Origin of the sequence: Alkaliphilus metalliredigens QYMF (genome assembly GCF_000016985.1) — a bacterium.
GTDB classification, from domain to species: domain Bacteria; phylum Bacillota; class Clostridia; order Peptostreptococcales; family Natronincolaceae; genus Alkaliphilus_A; species Alkaliphilus_A metalliredigens.
In genome coordinates, this window is the sequence record NC_009633.1 from 1,857,582 (window position 1) to 1,876,329 (window position 18,748).

Consider the following 18,748-nt stretch of genomic DNA (forward strand, 5'->3'; position numbering starts at 1 on the left):
AGATCTTAAAGAAAAAGAGATGATGGATTTATGAAGGAAAATAAAATAAATAAAAATTGCTGAGGATCTCAAATAGATTCTACTGGTCTAGTAGAAGAAAAAAACTTATGCCCTATTTGTAATAAAGAAGGAACGAAAGTAAAAACTATTATAGTAAAGCATATGGTTATCGGTAGCTTGCTTCCAACAGTAACAGATGCTGACTATTATTTATGTACTAATGGAAAATGCGACATTGCTTACTATAGTTCTGAATCAGACTTGCAGATAAAAAAGGAGCAAGTCAAAGTGCCCATTTGGTTTAAAGAAGATGCTAATCCCAAATATATTTGTTACTGCAACCAAGTAACGGAGGAGAATATTGTAAATGCTGTAAAAAATGAAGGGGCTAGAAATACGAAGGACATTATTAGGTTAACTGGAGCTATGAAGAATGGAAAATGTGAAGTTAATCATCCAACAGGCAAATGTTGTAACCCAATAATTCAAGAAGCAATAAATAAAGCTTTAGAAATCTAAAAAAGATAAGTCGTATGATGCCTTATCTATTCTATTCGACATAAATATATCAAAAAGAATGGCAATACACTGTATTAGAAACACAGCCATTCTTTTTTTATTCTGTAAATATCGACATTTATCTTTAACAGATCCTAAATAATAATTCACCACTCCTTCTACAAACTGTTCTCTGCAGGGATTTGTTTGGTATAACAGATTGTCCAGTCCCTAAGTGCACCTATAGAGTGAAGACTGCCACTCCCTCCAGAGATTGCCCAGTGAAAGGTTTTAATATGGGGATGTGCAAACTCTTCCGGTCGCTGGGTCGATTGATGGGGTAAGGGGTCTCCGTTCTCTTCAGAGACTGCAGCTATGAATGCCATGCTAAAAAGTACTGCAGACTCTTCCTTTCACTGGGTCAATCTTCCAGGTCCTCTTTCTGGGGCCTATCTCATAGGATATTGAGCTCGCCTTTGTAGCAATTTCCCTCCTTCCACAGACTACAGCTGTCGTTCTACAAAAGGGATGAACAGGTAGAAAAGTCCATGGCTTGTTATTACCATACGTCCATAAAAGCCATGCTTCTTTCAATAAGATAGAGTGAATCAATGGGGCTGTAGACTGCTCCAGTCGTTGGGTGCGTCTCAAGGGTCTTTGCTGCCGCTCCTCTACCAAACTGTTTTATTATAGGGTCTTTTACGGTAGGGAAACAGATTGGGATCATCGCTGGGTCAAAACGATGGAGATTAGGGTTGGGCTTCGATAGTCCTCTATGGATATTATGGACAAAAAAACCTTTGAGCACATTTCCACAGAGCTTACGACGACTACGACGACTAAGTTAGGGTGAGTTTGAGCAGGATTTTTGTCAGGGCGTGTCTTTAGAGAAAACAGAGGTAGTGTATTTCTCGTCAAAGGGGAGTCAGACACTACCCCTTTTCTTTAGGGTCCACAACCTTTTACTTCTAGTCATTTATCCAGGAGACCAGTTTTTGTTTCACAAAATAAGGTCTCCTTCCTTCATTCCCTACAGTAAAAGATTGTATCTCACGGGTCTGAGTCACCGCTCCCTTCACAAACTGTTTTGACTAAGGAAATCCTTTAGGGGAAACAGATTGTTCCAGTCGCTGAGGAGGTTCCTAGGGCTTATCTCCACAGACTGTCTCATTATGGAGTCGGTTCAGGAAGAAAGACAGACTGTTCCGATTGCGGGTCATTCTTCCGGGTCCTTGATCCCCCAACTAACGTTCCATAGAGGTAGGAGCCATTTGAGGTGGGTTTCAATAGGGGATCCTACCACTATTACACTTTCCTTAAATGTCTTGTTTAAAAAACAGTTGCAAAGACCGCAACTGACGTTCCACTTTCTTTAAACGAACATTTAAGAAATAGTGTGGGGATAAGGGTCTGGCTTTGGGGTCTTTGGAAGGTAATGCTTTAGGGTCCCAAAATTCAATTTCTTAAGTACATAGATTGCAAGTTTGAGGTTGTTGTAAAGAAAAATCTTTAGGGTTTATATGAAAGTCATATCTTCGGGACAGTCTATTACCTAACGTCCATAGCTGGCCCTTGGTAAGTTTTGGGGAAGGTGTCTAGGTCCGTCTTTGTAGGTAATTTAGCTGCTGGGGTAGCGCTTATACTATTGACTATCCCCAAGGAAGGATACGTGCTTATGGGTCGGGATAGACAATAGAGAAATGTAGTTGATGCAGGAGAAGAAAACCACTTCACCTGCTTAATGATTTTAAGATAAAACACTAAAGTCTTTTTAATTATGCCGCAATTAGCTCCGCTACGGACACTGAGAAACGTGTATCCACTATCGGTGAGAACCATATCTAAAGGGTGTTTTTTGGGGTCTACACCGATGAAAGGTTAGGTTTTATTATCATAGTGATTGGCGGCATCTACATGGGCAAACTTAATATTTACTTGAACATGATATAAATTAGGGATTCAATGATATTAATAGTAATGCGATAAACTAGATAGTATAATTCACATCTCAACCGAAAATGAGAAGTTGAAGGCGTAAGAAATCAAAATATAGCTGAAATGTTTTTAATTATATTTTATTATATGTTTTACTTTAAAGATTATAAAATACGGCTTTAAATAAGAGATTCAAACTTTTGCTAAGCTTATAATAAAAAGAACACCAGTTTACAAGTTTGATTAAGCTACCCAATCCTTATTGAGGAAGCCCTGAACAGATTCTTTAATTGTAGAATAAATTTTAGCACTTTCGAAGCTCAATACGAAACTGTCAAATATTAATTCTTTTGTAATTTGAACGCCTACAGCTCTTTTGATCAATTGTGGACTTTTGAATTGATACTTTTCGTATCTTTTGTCCATGAAGGGTAACAAACACGCAAAAGTATATGCTACAAACAATAGGTTAACATATCTTTCGATTGCGGCCTTGTTTCTCACCATATAGTTACCGAAGGACCAAAAAAATTTATGCTGGTAAAACATCACCTCGATGTTTCATCTCATTCGATAAGTAGTCAGTGTTTTACTGGTGCATTCATCTTCATCTTCATTTTGATCATTCAATGCTCCTTTGGTATTTAGGGCGGTATTTATAGTTTTAATTTCATCAGGATTGATGCTGCTAATAAAAACTCTTATGGATGAGAACGGTTTAATATCTGTAGTGGTTACTGTAACGTAAATAGGTTTTTCAAATAAATTAGCCATTACTTTTTTCTCAGCAACATAGTATTCACCTATCTTAGTATAGGAAAATTCTCTAGTATTTAGTTTTCTACCTTTTTTCCTAGGTCTCCCTCTTTTCCCCGTAGGGGCTGGAGGAAGATCATATATGGCAGTATCATGACGTACTGCCCCTATGATTTCTAGATTTTCAAATTCTTTTACAGTATCTAGGATAGATCCTTTACTATACCAGCTATCACACAATAAAATTACTTGAAACATCTCAAGTTGAGGCATGATACATTTAATTATTTGTGATGCCATTTCAAGTTTGTTCTGCTCCTTTGAATACAGGCGATAGCCTATTGGTATACTTAAGTACTTCGCTTTATCTTGGTAATATAAAGGAATATTCAACACCACAGATACAAAGCAATGACCATTAAGATATTTGGTTCCATTCTTTTTTGTATGGTCAAAATGTTTAACATAACAATCAAATTTAGCACCGTATTTTGCTTGAAGAGTATCATCAATTGTTATAAATAAGGTGTTCCGTCTTAATTTTTCTGGTATCAAGGATAAAGCGATAGAAACTGTGATAGTGGTTAGGGCTTCTATTGGAAATTTTGAATAGGATAAAAAGTAATATATTGAATTCAGCACCTTATCGGTGTGTTTCTTGATGAAACTATCATAAACAAATTGTATAGATCTTACTTCTTCTGTGCAGAGGATTCCCATAATGAGCCAGTAGAAAATATCAAAGCTCCGCTTCTTGAAAACTGATCTATACTGCATTAAATATTGGTGTAATGTTTGTTTCATTGAATTACTGGAAATACTAATCATATCAGGCGCCTCCTAGGGGTTTTGATTTATGCTAAGATTAGTATTCCTAGGATTAAGGTGTCTGATTTTGTTATTTTATGGAATTATTTTTGAATCACTACATTACTTGTAAAGTGGTGTAAAAAGAAGAAAGAATTTAAAAGAGCAAATTCAAGAAGAGTCAGACTTATAAATATTATTAATATTCATATAGTATGCTTGCTAAAATCATGCCATTGCAAGTGTATTAATATGTATAAGTCATGAAATATAAAAAAGGTAGTCATTAATTCAACTACCTTTTTCAAAAAGGAGGACTCATCATTATATTGTAATATTTTATTGTGTGTTTAAGCCTTTATGGCAGGGGGATTATTCCCCCTGATAGGATCTTACGATCCTATTATTTTATAAAATATGATTACTATGTATTCTACAGGTATAGATTGTAAAGTAATCAAAAAATTTATAAGACACCATTCTAGCTTAATATACAACAATATGATGATCCTCCTTTATTTAATTTTTTATACTCAACTAATTATATCATAAAATATAAAAGGCTTTACTTGGTACATTTTACATAAGAACTAGTAAACGCTTATATATTGTTGGAATTTACGATTGGAAGGCGAAGATTTATAGAGAACTAGAGGTCATTCCTCCATAGTTTGTTATTACCAACAGTTTACAAATCGATGTTGGATCTAGCTTTGCGGTATTAAAGAGAAATTCAAGGAATTGACTTTAAGAGTACTCTCTTAGAAACTGTTATTCCTTAATGTTCATAGATGTCTCTTAGTAAGGATTTGAGGTTTTTACTTTTAAGTCTGTCTCTGTGGGTAGTACTATTTAGTGTTGAGATAATACCTTTACCATTAACTACCCCCCAAAGGAGATCAGCTTATGAGTCGGGATAGACAATAGAGTGGGGTGAGACGCTATTGAAATTTTGCTGCTAAAGGAGAAGAAAATCACTTCACCTGCTTAAACATTTCAGATAAAACACTAAAGTTTTTTGAATCATGTCGCAATTAGCTCCGCTACGGACACTGAAAATATTGTGTCCTATATCGGTGGAAAACCAACTGTCTAGTAGTATATGTATGGTCTACACCGATTCAAGGTAGTTTATATTATAATAAAACTGGCAAGTAGGATAATTTCGTTATTTTTTTTATCTTTACACAGAACATATGTTCTTGTATAATTAATTTAAGAAATCTTAAGAAATCAACAAAATTATGGAAATTATGTGAGGATAATGATGGCTCTTAGACCAAGGTAAAATTGTATTATAACTAAACAAAACTCTAGTTTGGAGGAGATTCAAATGAAGATAATTTCGAAACCAATTGATATGATTGCATCTTTTAATGAAGAAGGTACTCCAAGACCACTTAAATTTAGAATGAAGAATAGTGAACAAGTATCGATTGTAATAAAGATAGACCGGATACTATTATATGAAAAACAGAAAAAGGCAGGAATAGAGTCCTTAGTTTTTCGTTGTCAAAGTTGTTTTGAAAATATCGAAAGACTGTATGAGCTAAGGTATACGTTAAGTGACTGTAAGTGGGTCCTATATAAAATTTAGGGAGGAAAATCCAGTGAATAAAGAGGCAGAAATCTTAAAGGTGATTAAAGCTCACATTGAAGTCAATGGCTTTAGTCCTACTATTAGAGAAATAGCAAAACAGATGAAAATTAAATCCACTAGTACTATATTTCATCATTTAAGGGAATTAGAGAGTCTTGGTCTAGTAGCAAGACAGTCCACTCTTTCCCGGGCAATGATATTGACGGACCAGGGAGAAGAGGTGATCAAGGCTTATGAAATTATTAGACATGTAAAAATATAATACACCAATACTGAATAGTCATATAATGAGTAAAAGGGAGGCTCTAATCAGGACAGGATAACTTAAAGGTTTATTGAATGGGGGCTGAAAATGTTTAGAAACAATAAAATTAATTTCATATTAATGATTTTGTTAACTTTAATGATGTTGATTGGATGTACAACAGGGATGGAAAATAATGTTGTGCAAGAGAGTCCACCAAAACAAGCGCTTTAAGTGAATCACAAGTTGTGATGGATGAAATTTAGGAAGTAGAGGGTGCAAAGAAAGAGAGTATACAATATGTAGAAGATCATGAGAATTCCTCAACATTCAGTCAATACGAAGGAGAACTTCAAATTCATTTTATTGGTATAAATATAGATAAAGAAAATGCAACTTTTATCATTGTCCAGATGAAAAAACAATGATTTATGATGCTGGGGAGGATGTGACCCTGGAAGGATCATAGTAAATTACATTAAAAATTTAGGTTATGAAAAATTGATGTAGCTATTTTTACTCATCCTCATGCAGATCATGTTAATGGGGCACCAACCGCATTTAGAGAGCTAAAAGTAAGGCTGTATACTACCCCAAAGTAATTCATACAACAAAAATATTTGAAAACTTTATGGAAGCAGTTAATGCGGTAGGATTAAAATTTAAGACAGCTAAGGCTGGCGTAGACATACCTTTTGGAAAGACTGAGGTAGTCTTAACAGCACCTATATCTGAAGAGTATAAAAACCTAAATGACTACAGTGCAGCTGTTAAAATAAAGTTGGGAAATACATCTTTTTTACTGACGAGAGATGTAGAAAGAACTTGGGAAATGGAGATGGTGGCCAGCCAACAAGACTTAGATGTTAATCTATTATTAATTCCCCATCATGGATCTAATTCCTCCAGTACACAGGAATTTTTAGATAAAACTACCCATAGCTATGTCATCATCTCTTCAGGAAGGGATAATAACTACGGTCATCCCCATAAGGAAGTATTGCAGCGACTAGTGAAAATAATATAGCTTTCTATAATACCGGAGGAGATGGAACGATTGTAGTTATTTCAGATGGTGAAGAAGTGAATATTTATTTGGTGGATGGTACTGCAATTGGGGAGATACTTGAAGAAAAAGAGAAGGTATATAGTGAAGAAAATAAAGAAGAAACTATACAAGATAATGTGGAAGGTACTATAGGTACCTTATAGGTGGTAGCTTCTATAGATGATGCTATACCAAGTCAAAATACTAGTATAACCATGAAAGTGAAGGTAACTTCCAAAGGCCAGCGGGTACCTGGGGCAGAGGTAAAACTATTAAATCATTTTAAATCTACTAGTACACCCTATGAAGGAATAATAAATGAGCAGAGCCTAGCTGAAATAGCTTACAGTATTGGTAGAGCTAGTGTTGGATACGAGGTAAAGGTAGAAGTTACTGCAAAGAAGGATGAGGTAGAAGCCACTACAGAAACTTCATTCACACCACAATGGAGGAGGCTAGAAACATGCTGATACTGGATCTTTTTGAAGGAGACTATGGGTTATTGAAATAGATGGGAAGATGGTAGATGTTAAAAAGGAACTTATAGATTTACAGGTAAGAGAAGGAGATGCTTTGTTTTTAAAGAGAGATATTTATTATAGGGATGATGAAGAAACTAAAAGCAGGAAAAAAGAGATTCAAGATAGATTTCTAGATACGTGGAAGGATTAGCCAGCGTAGAAGAAGATCGATATGATTCGGTCTTTTTTTTATTTGTGCGTCATAATTCGACAAAGAAATAATGATGAATAGTATATTATGGAAATAGATGGGGAAATTGAAGGTCGGTTTTGATTGTAAACCAATAGGAATGATTGGATTTTTAGTATAAAAGCTATAGTTATTTTTCGTAATATGTTGATTTAAACTGATGTAGCTAATGTCTATAATGGGAAGTTGAGATGAATTGATTAATTTTACAATGTTACACATTAAATAGCTTAGAGCTCCAATTATTGAGGAGTAACTGGTATAATCTTAAATTCTACCATTACAAATGCTTTAATGAACTATTACTAAAATGATTTTTGTTTATAATAACAAAATAAAGGATGGAGATTGTACATGATTGAAAACAACTATGACTTAAAAGCACTTATTGACTATGTAAATGGGAAAGAAAAAGATTTAGATAGAGTAGCTATGCTTGCTAGTGTTACTATCACGGCAGCTATGTTAGGAAACACGCTAGTAGGGTCAGCTGCATCAACTTCATTTACAATACTAGGGACGAGCATATTACCTGAAATTAAGAAAATTATAGGTTTGATTAATAAAAAAGATAAGGAAACTGAGGCAACTGAGATATATGAGAAATGCAGATTTACCGAAATAGCACTAGCTAGACTAGCTGTTAAACATGCTATAGAAAAGAATTTAAAAGGAAAAAACGGGCTGTTTGCGCAATGGAAGCTATCAAACATGATAAATGAGCAAAAAGAATATAAAGTTAGAAAACTTGATAAAGAGCGAGAGTTAAAAAGTATTAAAGCATTTAGTAACAATATTAATTAGGTAATTGCGAAACTAAATTTGAAAAGTAGTTAGAAGGGCAGAAAATTGATTGCTGATTAAATTTTTTATAGAGACAAGGCGTACCGGTTAACTATGCAATAAGTGGTTTTAAACTTCTGATGTATTTGTGTTGATGTATTTTGTCAGCAAGTATAACAGTAACGAGCTGGGTGATACCAGCAAGCAATAAATCAGCATGTAATGTTTTAGCATTCTGTGTTCTTCGATTAGCAATACAAAAGCTATCTTTGAAATGGTTAATGGTTTGTTCAACTACACCTCTGTTTTTATAGATTTCATCCCAATCATCGGTACCACGAATGGTGCCTGGATAAGCCCGCAAGTCTTTTTCAGGATACACATAAATCATTCGGCCACAAGGTGATGAAGTACAGGGATTATCGCAATTATGCCGGCGGCGATACTTGCCGTCTTCACATTTAATCCAAGACATTTTAGGACAGACAAACTTAAAAGTAGGAATACCACACCGAAGATGAGAAGTATTACTTTCTGGCTTCATAGGCAGTTTAGGATCATGAGGACAACAGGGAACCCCATCTTCAGTAAGAGTGTATTCAGAGCTGCTAAGGGAAGAGCGAGAATTTAGGGGAATATAAGCTTTATTGAACTTTAAATCCGAAAAAATTCCTTTGTAGATAGATATGGTATCAAAAGCAGCATCCCCGATGAAGGTATCTGGTTGAATGAGTGGATGTTTATTAAAAAAGTCAGATAACACTGGTAAAAGAGCTTTTGCATCACCAAGGGACTTATCCTCATCAGGAGAGTTAGATTTTTTGTCAACAACAATGTCAGGATGAGCATTCATAAAATCTTGATCGTAAAAAGTAATATCACGAACAATACCAAGACCATTGGTGATCATCCCAAATTTATAGACATAACAAAAATGACCATTGATGTAAAGCTGCTTGATCTCTGGATTAGCAGCTGCATGAGAAGGCATGGAACCATAGGCTGCTTTATATGGATCATAGGAATCATCAAGGTTATGAGTCTTTTTAAAAGCTTTAAGTTGTTTAATAATTTTATTAGCGTATTTAGGATTGTTTTCAGTAACAAAAGCTTCAATGCCAGAAGTATCAAAGATAGTCATAGAAGCCTTATGAGGATCAATAGCCTGGCAAATAGGTTCAGTGACATCCACAAGATATTCAAAAAATGATTGTAAGTCTGGCAGAAAATCTTGTTTGAATCTAGTAAATCTAGAAGCATCAGGAACATTGGTGAAACCACAAAAATTTCTAAGTTCCTTAGAAAACTGAAGAAAAGTCAGCAACAGTGTATCGTTTGGAATGGAGAAAATCCGCTGCAGAAGCAAAGCCCAAACCATTGATGTAAGATGATGTTTTCTAGGTCTGCCAGTAGATGCATAGTAATTACGATGAAAAGAAAGAGGGATTAACTCATCAAGATTAAGGTTTTCTTTTAAAAGAGAAAGAAAGTGATGCTTATCATTTTCAAAATAATTGGCACAATCGGAATAAATTTCAGCCAAAGAAAGCTGTTTGTGTGGTAAAATAGCCATATATAACTCCTTTCAGGTTGGGTGAATTTGTTTCTGTCAATTCAATTTTACCACAATCTGGTGAGGAGTTATATTTTTTTATGCTTAAAAAAGTCCCGCAATAGTGCGGGTTGCGGCGTTTTGCAAACGCCTAAACAATATTAATTATAGAAAGGATGAGTATTGGAATGAATTATTAGAAGCAATTTTAGAGGTTATAAATATAGAAACCGATCTAGTACAAGAATTTAAAGACAAAATGAAACAAGAATTTATTACTAATTATGAAGCGTTTAAGAATATGGTCGTATATAAATCAGAAGTTTTTAGTAAATATGAATTGTCTGAATCTATTAATTCATGTAAAGAAAAATCAAATAACGATGAGATTTCTAATGATGTTTATAGAATTAGTATTGAAGAAGATTTTAAAGAATATTTTGTAGAAACAGAATTTTATAAAGATGCACTTAATGACTTACAAAAGTATCCTGTTGTTATTTTACTTGGGATGCCAGGGGCTGGAAAGACGCATACATCAAAGCGAATATGTCTTGAATATGAGGAAAAGGGTTATTGTATTTATTATTCTGAAGAGGGAAATATTGCGAATATAAGGAAGTTTGTTCAAATATGTGAAAAAGAAAAAATACTAGTTGTCTTAAATGATTTTTTAGGACAATTTTATATGGACCTGAATATGTCCGAAACTGGCGAATTTGGACAATTAATTTCGTACATAAGAACGAAAAAAGATATGAAGCTCCTCATAAATTCTAGAAATACTATCTATAAAGAAGCTTTGAATCATAGAAAATTCAATAATGCAATTGATAACAATTGGAAAAGTATTAGCGAACTCCGTGCAGATGAATTAAGTTTTGAAGAAAAGACATTGATTCTTTATAATCATTTAAAAAGGGCGTATAGAAATGGGAACCTTTCGAAAGAGCAATGCCAAGCAGTTATAGAGAATCAAAACTATGCAAAAATTATATTAAATGAGAAATTTAATCCACGAATTATTGAGTATGTTACTACTGGAAGAAAAGTAGTTGAAATTTTACCACAGGAATATGTAAAATTTATTAACAAAACATTAGAATTTCCAGAAACTATTTGGAAAGAAGAAGTTGAAAAGTTAAGTAAGTATGACCGAATTTTTATTAATACGCTTTTCTCACTAACTAAAACATGCGTCTCTAAAGATATCTTGAAAGAGTGCTTTAATCACAGGATTAACAAAGACATAAAGGTAAAAGATACGACAATTAATCACTTCGACAGTTCTCTTCACCGTCTATCTGAATCTATGATACAAGTTACTGTATCTGAAGATAAAGAAAAAAAAGAAAAAATTGGTGTATTGAATCCGTCTATTAATGCCTTTCTTCATGAAAGCTTATTTAACAATGAAAATGAGGTTGAAGAGATTATTAAGCATACTTTATATTTCGATCAGCTTGAACGCTTCGAGGTTTTAGAGTGTGCCAAAAACCAGATTATAGAACTAATAAAATCTCGTAAGTATATAAATCTAAAAATTTTATCGAGGCAAGTATTTCACAATATATCAATGGAATTTACTCCACCTGATTATATGTATAGATTAAAACATTTACTTTTTCTTCTAGATGAATCTGACTTACAAAAAATTAGCATTCAAAAAACTGATATACAAGATTTTGTATTAGATATATTTGCAAAAAAAACAGCCAATATTGAGGCAAACTCAAGATTATATTTTGTAAATGAATTTTCCGATATATTTTGCAAATTATTTTCTAAACCTGGAATATTTGATTATGATTTTACGGAGATTGTAGTTAATGAAACATATTTACAAATAATTTTGAATTCAGTTGCCAGGCAAAAATATTTTTGGGAAATCTTAAATAATATTCAGAAAAAATATTATTTAAGTACTGAAGATAGATTTTACGATTTAGAAAGTGTAAAAATCGCTATAGTAAATAGAATTGAGGAAGAAGTAATAGACCAAATATATGATGAGTTGTTAAAGGAAATTGATAATACAATAGAATATAATATCGATGATTTGGATGATTTGGATAATTTAGATAATTTTATTGGTTATGTGATTGATGAAGTTAGCCCTCAAATATTTCGTACAATTTCAGATTCTATAATTGATAAATTAACTGTACACAGCATTGATTTTCTAAGTATCGATAATTTTGATCTTGATAGCATTGTGAATGACCAGATAAATTTAGATGACTTGATCGAAAATGAATGCAACACAATTTTCTTTAATTATAGTAGCGATGAATATATAAAAGATACCCAAAAAACAGCAAATACTATTCTTTCAATATTTGAAGTTGACTTCTTCTAATCTGAAATTGTGTAAACCATGGGGACGTTTTGTTTGGCATGATTTTGGGCTAAAAGCATACGTATATTTGGAAGGTAGAATAATTTTATTGTACTAAAAGAGCCTGTTCAAAAAGGCTCCTTCCAGATTGAGGACGACAGCATAAAGAGCTAACAGACACTCCAAAATTGGAAATCAAAAGGTAGTAGCGGCAGTGAATCATCTTACTCAGTGTTTTTTTATTTTCACTCCCTAATATCGGACAGACTTATCCCTTTTGTGATAATTTTATTTTTAAAGTTGGAAATTTAATGGGTTTTATCCTGTGATGGTGGAGCAATTTATGCGTATCGACGGCTCTGAACGAGTATATTTTGAAATAGAATGGGAGTGACAATATGTTTTGTAAAGATTGTGGTGAATCTATTAAAGATGAGACTAGTAATTTTTGTTTTAAGTGTGGTACAAAGATAAAAGAGGTTGACCTAGTAGAAGGAAGAAACAAACAACTTTCTAACCCCAAGCAGTTAAATAATACAGTAAAAACAGTTGCAATAGCTTTAATTGCAATTTTGGCGTTGGTGTCTATTTTAAGACTGACTAATTTGGTTAAAGACAAAAATGTGTTGGAAGAAATACCTGTATCTCAATTAACAGGAGACAAATCATCAGAAGAGGTACTTTCAGTTACGCCAGAATCATTCATAGCTAAGGAAGCAATAGATTTAAAAATTAATCAACTGGACACATCTCAATTTCCTAAAATATCTTTGTATTTCTCAGCTTTAAACGCTCAAGGAATTCCAATATTAAACTTAACAAGAGATTCATTTGAAATTTATGAAGAAAGAATAATAAACTCTGATACTAAGCCAGTTAAATCCGATACATTTCTAGCCAATTTGCAACAGGTTCCGCTTTCTGTATCGTTGATTTTAGATAATAGCGGAAGCATGAGTGGTAATCCTATGACACAAGCAAAATCAGCTGCAAAACAGTTTTTAAACTATGTTGATTTTAGCAATGGAGATCAAGTAGAGATAATAGAATTTAACTCTGATGTATATATTCGTATTCCTTATGGGTCAGATATTAAAAGTTTGAACACTGCTATTGATACAATGGAATCCAATTCACAAACTGCACTATATGATGCATTGTATACAGGTTTGGTTCGTGCTTATTCTCAATCTGGACCAAAGTGTATTTTAGCATTTACTGATGGTGAAGAAAATGCAAGTATACGATCAGTATCTGAAGTAACTGAATTGTCTAGGGCAACATCCATACCAATTTTTATTATTGGTGTAGGAAGTCTTATTGACGAAGAGTCATTGAAAGAAATAGCAGAACAGACAGGAGGAGAATATTTCTATTCTCCTACAGCAGTGGAATTAGAACAAATTTATAAAACCGTATATGACCAACAAAAAGAACAGTATGTTTTGACATATGAATCACAAAACATTAACTCTTTGAAAGACTGGCATTATGCAATGCTAAGAGTAATAGATGAAAGTTATGCAGGAGAACTTAGTAAGGAATATATACCAGCACATGATTATAATTTGCCAATTGAACTTTTGTTTTCATCTGTAACAGCTTCTTCTACTCTTGAACCACAAGTGGAAATATTTACCAATTTGCGATTTGACTATCTTCCATATCATGCAATTGATCAGAGCAGTAATACGGCATGGGTTGAGGGTGCTAGTGGAGACGGTATAGGTGAATGGATTCGTATTGATTTTTTACGTCCCACTACATTGTCAGGAATGTATATAAGGAACGGTTATTGGAGAACAGCTGAAAGACTAAGACAAAACAATAGAATAAAACGGATACGCATAGAATTTAGTAATGGTTCTAGTGAAGAATTTAACCTGTCAGATCCAGTTAATCAAAATTTCAATGAACTTTTAATAGGGAATGGACAAAGGCTTGACTTTATAACATCACATACTACGTCCTATGTTAAACTTGAAATTTTAGAAGTTTATAGAGGTGATAGATGGCGAGATACGTGCATATCAGATATACTGTTATTTAGATAATGGTGAGAACAAAAGGGATGGTTATTGATAATTTCATATAATGGATTAATTTTTGAGTATATTCTTTCCGAAATTGCAATAGCAAATTGCACTATTTATTAGTTCAATTTTATTTTATAATGAAGGATAATTTCGATATAATATATTTTAAAAAAATTACGTTTTTGAAAGGGGATATATTTATGAGTTTTACATGTAATAATTGTAATGGATCTGTTAGCCAAGTAAAAATGGGTGGACTAGCTCTTGGTCAAGTAAGTAAAGAAGTTTTATACAGACAATTAGGATTGCCTACAACTAAAAATTTAACAGGTAATAATGTAGCATCAGAGCTTTCCGCAGGGATAGTAAGTGGGTTTCGTATTCGATGTCCTAAATGTGGCAAAAGCAATTGGAGTTAATAAATTTATTTGATGGTTCTAGTGCGTAAACTTTTAATTTCTTATATACACTTTTAGGATCAATATATGCAAAACCTCTTTACATGAGTGCTGAATTGCTCCAGAGTTCCAAAATTGATCTGCTATTGAAGGTTACACGCTCTTCAAAGACTGTACGCATCAAACGTCATAAAAAGAAACTTGGTACCAGTATTGATGAACGTCTTGAAAGCACTAATGATCGTAGTGTATTTGGCCATTAAGAATTGATACTGTCATTAAGCAAAAAACAAATCTGAAGCTCTTTTACTTACTATAACGGAGCGAATGACTCGTAATGAAATCATTGGTAAAATATCTAGTAAAACAGCAGAATCAGTTCAAAAGGGTCTAACGAATTTATCTAATGAAGTTGAAGATTGTTTCTCCAAAGTATCCAAAAGTGTTACTTGTGATAACGGATATGAATTCCCATATATCCTGGATTCCCGGCAACACATAACGATAATAACGCTAAACTCTAGTAATACCAATATATACATGATTAATAACTATTAATTGCTCCTCGTTATGGTAATCCGGGAATGAAGGATATATGGCTTCCATGGAAAAATACTCTGATACTAAGGTGTATTTTACACATCCATATTCATCAGGTGGAAGAGGTACTAGCGAGCGCCACAATAGCCTTATAAGACGCTTAATTCCTATAGGTAGAAGCATAAGTGACTTTTCTATTAATGCCATTGCCAGAGTTCAAAATTAGTGTAGTACTTTACTAAGAAAAATCTTAGGCTACCTAACTCCTGACGAATCTTTTGAAGATCAATTAAGAGAAGTTCTATTATAACTAAACATGCAAAATATTACAGTTAAGATTAGTTCAATTTGCTATTACAATTTACCATATGAAATAAGGAGTAATAGTTAAGATGGAATTAGATACAAGCACAATTAAATAGATACTTTGCTTGATTTGCAAGATGAATTTTGAGAGTTAAAACAGTGTGCCACTTATGTGCCACTTTTAAAAAAAAGTGCCAAAAATATAGAAACATATACACAATCTAAGTCTATACAAACATTGAAATTCAAAGCATTAAGCAAATCAACCTATAGTTGAAAATAGTCAAATACACAACTACGAATCAGAAGGTCGGGAGTTCGAATCTCTCTGGGCGCACCATGATAAACCCTGTAATCATAACGATTACAGGGTTTTTTATTGTTCTTAAATCAGTTTACATAATACTCGATGGCTACCAAGAAAAAATAATACTTTTTCAAATAAGGCTATGTTGAATTCTATTGTTGATTTTATATAATTCTATAAATTGAATAATATGATGAGATAGAACCATGCGTGTACTTTTTCAGTACCACCATGTGCATCTAATAGAGCCACTATGTTCATATGAGAGCCACCGCTATATTACAACGATGACTCCCCTATGATGTTAATAAATTTTATTTATCCTGCAATCCATGGCGTTCTCGCATAGAGACGTTACCATCAATATGGACCGAATAGGAATCGTGAACAATCCGATCAAGAATGGCATCTGCCAGTGTATCTTCGCCTATCTTTTCATGCCATCCACCTGGAGAGAACTGTGAACAGAAGATGGTGGAACCATTTTGATGTCTTGATTCAATTATCTCCAGTAGGTCACGCGCTTCCGCTCCCTTAAGTGGTACTAAGAGCCATTCATCAAGGATCAATAAGCTTACGCTTTTATACTGTTTCATGACCTTTTTATAGATACCTTCGCCCCTGGCGATAGCCAGTTCATCAAGCAAATCAGGAAGACGAACATATTTGACGGTATAGTAGTTGCGGCAAGCAGCTACTCCTAATGCACAACCGATATATGATTTGCCATTACCTGATGCCCCCATGATTATGACATTATGTTTTTCTTGAACATAATTACAGGAAGCGAGTCGAGTTATTTGGGCCTTGTCCAACTTTCTGTCACTGTGATATTCAATATCTTCAACACAAGCATTACTGAATCTAAAGTCAGCCTTTTTGATTAATCTTGCTAGTTTATTGTTTTTTCGTCTAGACCATTCTAAATCCACTATAATCCCAAATCGTTCTTCAAAACTTAGATCCTGGAAATTATTATCCTGGAGTTGCCCTCTGTAAGATTCAGCCATAGCAGTTAAGCGCATTTCATTTAATTTAGAGACAGTCATTTCATTCACCATTATTCATTACCTCCATAGTAGCCCGCACCTCTGGTGAAACCAAAGTTTACGGTATTTTCATTTGTAATTGGGGTAGGATCTTTTTCTTCAGTCACCCTATCTTGACCTGTCTTGAGTATTGTTTGTACATTTTTATAACTAGGTCGTGGTGTATAGGAAAGAGCCTTCTTGCAGGCGGCTTCTACACGGGTAACAGAATATTTATCTGCTAGCTTTAAAAGTCCCATACAGGATTTATAGCCCTGCTGTTCTATTTTATGCGTGGATAGAATGGCTTTAATTGCAATAGATGTATTAGGACCGATCCCTTTTGCCCAAGAAATGAACCTTTCAGAATTCCATGTAGTGTAACTTTTATGGTCTTCAGGCATATGTTCTACTACGGTACTGTATTGACCTACTCTACCATAGCATCTTACATGGGAGGCAATGCGATGATTATTGAAAAAGACTTCCACTACATTTCTAGTCATACGAACATCAACTTTATGCTTGATATATTCGTAAGGAACCGAGTAGTGCATTTTTTCTACTGATATGTGATAATTAAACTGTACGGTTGCTGTTTTCCAAAGGGCTAACTCGTATGGGGTGGCAGGTAGTGGAATAAGAGCAGACTTCTCTTCTTCAAGAAATACACTTAACCTGCTTCCCATTTTTTTCTGAAAGGGTTTGCTATTGAATTCATAGAGCTTTTCTAGTATGGCTTCATTGAGCTCTCTCAAAGAAAAGAATTGTTGATTTCTTAATGCAGCAATAATCCATGTGGATATGATACCTACTACGCCTTCAACATTTGGTTTATCTTTAGGTTTTCGAACCCGAGCAGGGATCACAGCAGTTGAATAGTGCTCGGCCATTTCATGATAGGTCTTGTTAATGGTAGGTGTATACCAAGACACTTTGTCTACTCCTGTCTTTAGATTGTCTGGGATTAGGATTCTTGTTGCACCTCCAAAAAACTGATATGCATTTACATGAGCTCCAATCCAGCATTCTTGTTTCTGAGATAAAAATGCCTCCACATAAGCATATTGACTACAGAACAAGACCGCTACAAACACAGATGCTTGAAGTACTTCTCCTGTATTTGGATCAACAATCTCAGCAGTTTGACCCGCCCAATCGACTTCCATTTGCTCTCCAGGTTTACGATGGATATGCATAGTAGCCTTCTTGGTACTGGCATACTTTCGGTAATACCTGCAGAATTGACTGTACATAAGGGGAATCTCATTGCTCAGTCTACATTGCTCGCAATATTCATTCCACAGAAGGCTTAAGGTAACACCACTCTTAGCCATTTCCTTATGAATGTACTCGCTGTCTGGTACTTTCCTTGAGGTAGAAAGTGCTTTCTCAGGAAACATTAACTCCTGAAGTTCGCCGTCAGACATATCTTTCTGAAACGGCCATGATATACCACATTCATCTGCTCGCTTAATTACAGCAGATATAGTGTTGCGAGAGCATTGGCAACTTGCAGCAATGCCACGCTGACTAATGCCTTGACTATTTAGTCGAAGGATTTCACGGTACTTGGTCATTTAAATGACCTCCCTTGAATCTATTTACACTGTAAAACAGTGCATAAATTCATTATACCGAGAGAGAAAGACAAGTGGATCTCTAAGTACCAGGGTGGCTCTATTTCATGCACATAGTGGCGCTCAAAAATCGGAAGGATGGCGCTATGGCATCATATTATTCATAAATATGGTACAATATATAGGCTCTGTACAAAAGTAATGTTGTTTTAGGCAAAATGTTCATTTAAAATAGTGTGCTATATTTTTATAATTATGTAAAATTATGTTACAATTGAGAT

At 34.1% G+C, this 18,748-nt stretch carries 18 protein-coding genes and 1 pseudogene; 13 read left to right on the forward strand and 6 right to left on the reverse strand.

Features of this window, described 5'->3' with window-relative positions; translation table 11 throughout:
- Positions 1-30: 30 nt before the first annotated feature.
- A complete protein-coding gene (locus AMET_RS08690) occupies positions 31-519 on the forward strand; it encodes a Csac_0668 family 2Fe-2S cluster-binding (seleno)protein (RefSeq protein WP_198135415.1) in 489 nt (162 codons plus the stop codon).
- Positions 520-677: 158 nt separating this feature from the next.
- Here the strand turns inward: AMET_RS08690 and AMET_RS08695 are convergent, their stop codons facing one another.
- The 3 genes from AMET_RS08695 to AMET_RS08705 all read right to left on the reverse strand — a co-directional run bounded on the left by AMET_RS08695 (position 678) and on the right by AMET_RS08705 (position 3,993).
- Positions 678-884, reverse strand: a complete 207-nt coding sequence (locus AMET_RS08695) for a hypothetical protein (RefSeq protein ID WP_041720540.1) — start codon at positions 882-884, stop codon at positions 678-680.
- Positions 885-2,676: 1,792 nt separating this feature from the next.
- A complete protein-coding gene (locus AMET_RS26500) occupies positions 2,677-2,940 on the reverse strand; it encodes a hypothetical protein (protein ID WP_242661415.1) in 264 nt (87 codons plus the stop codon).
- Between the two features lie 54 nt (positions 2,941-2,994).
- On the reverse strand, positions 2,995-3,993 hold the full coding sequence (locus AMET_RS08705; RefSeq protein WP_242661416.1) for an IS701 family transposase: 999 nt from the start codon (positions 3,991-3,993) through the stop codon (positions 2,995-2,997).
- A 1,336-nt stretch (positions 3,994-5,329) separates the two neighbouring features.
- Here AMET_RS08705 and AMET_RS08710 point away from each other — a divergent pair.
- The 9 genes from AMET_RS08710 (at position 5,330) to AMET_RS08730 (ending at position 8,403) form a co-directional block, all read left to right on the forward strand.
- Positions 5,330-5,593, forward strand: a complete 264-nt coding sequence (locus tag AMET_RS08710; RefSeq protein ID WP_012062957.1) for a hypothetical protein — start codon at positions 5,330-5,332, stop codon at positions 5,591-5,593.
- A 13-nt stretch (positions 5,594-5,606) separates the two neighbouring features.
- Positions 5,607-5,858, forward strand: a complete 252-nt coding sequence (locus AMET_RS08715; RefSeq protein ID WP_012062958.1) for a LexA family protein — start codon at positions 5,607-5,609, stop codon at positions 5,856-5,858.
- 90 nt (positions 5,859-5,948) lie between these two features.
- Positions 5,949-6,074, forward strand: a complete 126-nt coding sequence (locus AMET_RS26870) for a hypothetical protein (RefSeq protein ID WP_012062959.1) — start codon at positions 5,949-5,951, stop codon at positions 6,072-6,074.
- A gap of 266 nt (positions 6,075-6,340) precedes the next feature.
- Complete coding sequence (locus tag AMET_RS27335) at positions 6,341-6,442, forward strand: hypothetical protein (protein ID WP_408626402.1); 102 nt, start codon at positions 6,341-6,343, stop codon at positions 6,440-6,442.
- A 29-nt stretch (positions 6,443-6,471) separates the two neighbouring features.
- Positions 6,472-6,867 carry a ComEC/Rec2 family competence protein gene (locus tag AMET_RS08720; protein WP_049765239.1) on the forward strand — a complete coding sequence of 132 codons (396 nt, stop codon included), beginning with the start codon at positions 6,472-6,474 and terminating at the stop codon, positions 6,865-6,867.
- A gap of 56 nt (positions 6,868-6,923) precedes the next feature.
- Entirely contained in the window at positions 6,924-7,052 is a 129-nt protein-coding gene (locus tag AMET_RS26875; RefSeq protein WP_012062960.1) for a hypothetical protein, read from the forward strand.
- Positions 7,053-7,358 carry a hypothetical protein gene (locus tag AMET_RS08725; protein ID WP_012062961.1) on the forward strand — a complete coding sequence of 102 codons (306 nt, stop codon included), beginning with the start codon at positions 7,053-7,055 and terminating at the stop codon, positions 7,356-7,358.
- A 37-nt stretch (positions 7,359-7,395) separates the two neighbouring features.
- Positions 7,396-7,560 (forward strand): DUF3006 domain-containing protein, encoded by a 165-nt coding sequence (locus AMET_RS24960; RefSeq protein WP_278184255.1) that lies wholly within the window; start codon positions 7,396-7,398, stop codon positions 7,558-7,560.
- A gap of 393 nt (positions 7,561-7,953) precedes the next feature.
- Entirely contained in the window at positions 7,954-8,403 is a 450-nt protein-coding gene (locus AMET_RS08730) for a hypothetical protein (protein ID WP_012062963.1), read from the forward strand.
- Between the two features lie 186 nt (positions 8,404-8,589).
- Here AMET_RS08730 and AMET_RS08735 read toward each other — a convergent pair.
- Positions 8,590-9,949: pseudogene (locus AMET_RS08735) on the reverse strand (transposase); the annotation flags it as partial.
- Positions 9,950-10,058: 109 nt separating this feature from the next.
- Between AMET_RS08735 and AMET_RS08740 the strand changes: the two are divergent.
- The 3 genes from AMET_RS08740 to AMET_RS08750 all read left to right on the forward strand — a co-directional run bounded on the left by AMET_RS08740 (position 10,059) and on the right by AMET_RS08750 (position 14,727).
- A complete protein-coding gene (locus tag AMET_RS08740; protein ID WP_012062965.1) occupies positions 10,059-12,293 on the forward strand; it encodes an nSTAND3 domain-containing NTPase in 2,235 nt (744 codons plus the stop codon).
- A gap of 377 nt (positions 12,294-12,670) precedes the next feature.
- Complete coding sequence (locus AMET_RS08745; RefSeq protein ID WP_012062966.1) at positions 12,671-14,326, forward strand: VWA domain-containing protein; 1,656 nt, start codon at positions 12,671-12,673, stop codon at positions 14,324-14,326.
- A gap of 182 nt (positions 14,327-14,508) precedes the next feature.
- Complete coding sequence (locus AMET_RS08750; protein ID WP_041720543.1) at positions 14,509-14,727, forward strand: hypothetical protein; 219 nt, start codon at positions 14,509-14,511, stop codon at positions 14,725-14,727.
- A 1,446-nt stretch (positions 14,728-16,173) separates the two neighbouring features.
- Here AMET_RS08750 and istB read toward each other — a convergent pair.
- Both istB and istA read right to left on the reverse strand, forming a co-directional pair.
- Positions 16,174-16,884, reverse strand: coding sequence for an IS21-like element helper ATPase IstB (gene istB, locus AMET_RS08755; protein WP_330368730.1), 711 nt, complete (start codon positions 16,882-16,884; stop codon positions 16,174-16,176).
- 35 nt (positions 16,885-16,919) lie between these two features.
- Positions 16,920-18,467, reverse strand: coding sequence for an IS21 family transposase (gene istA, locus AMET_RS08760; RefSeq protein WP_012062968.1), 1,548 nt, complete (start codon positions 18,465-18,467; stop codon positions 16,920-16,922).
- Positions 18,468-18,748: the final 281 nt, after the last annotated feature.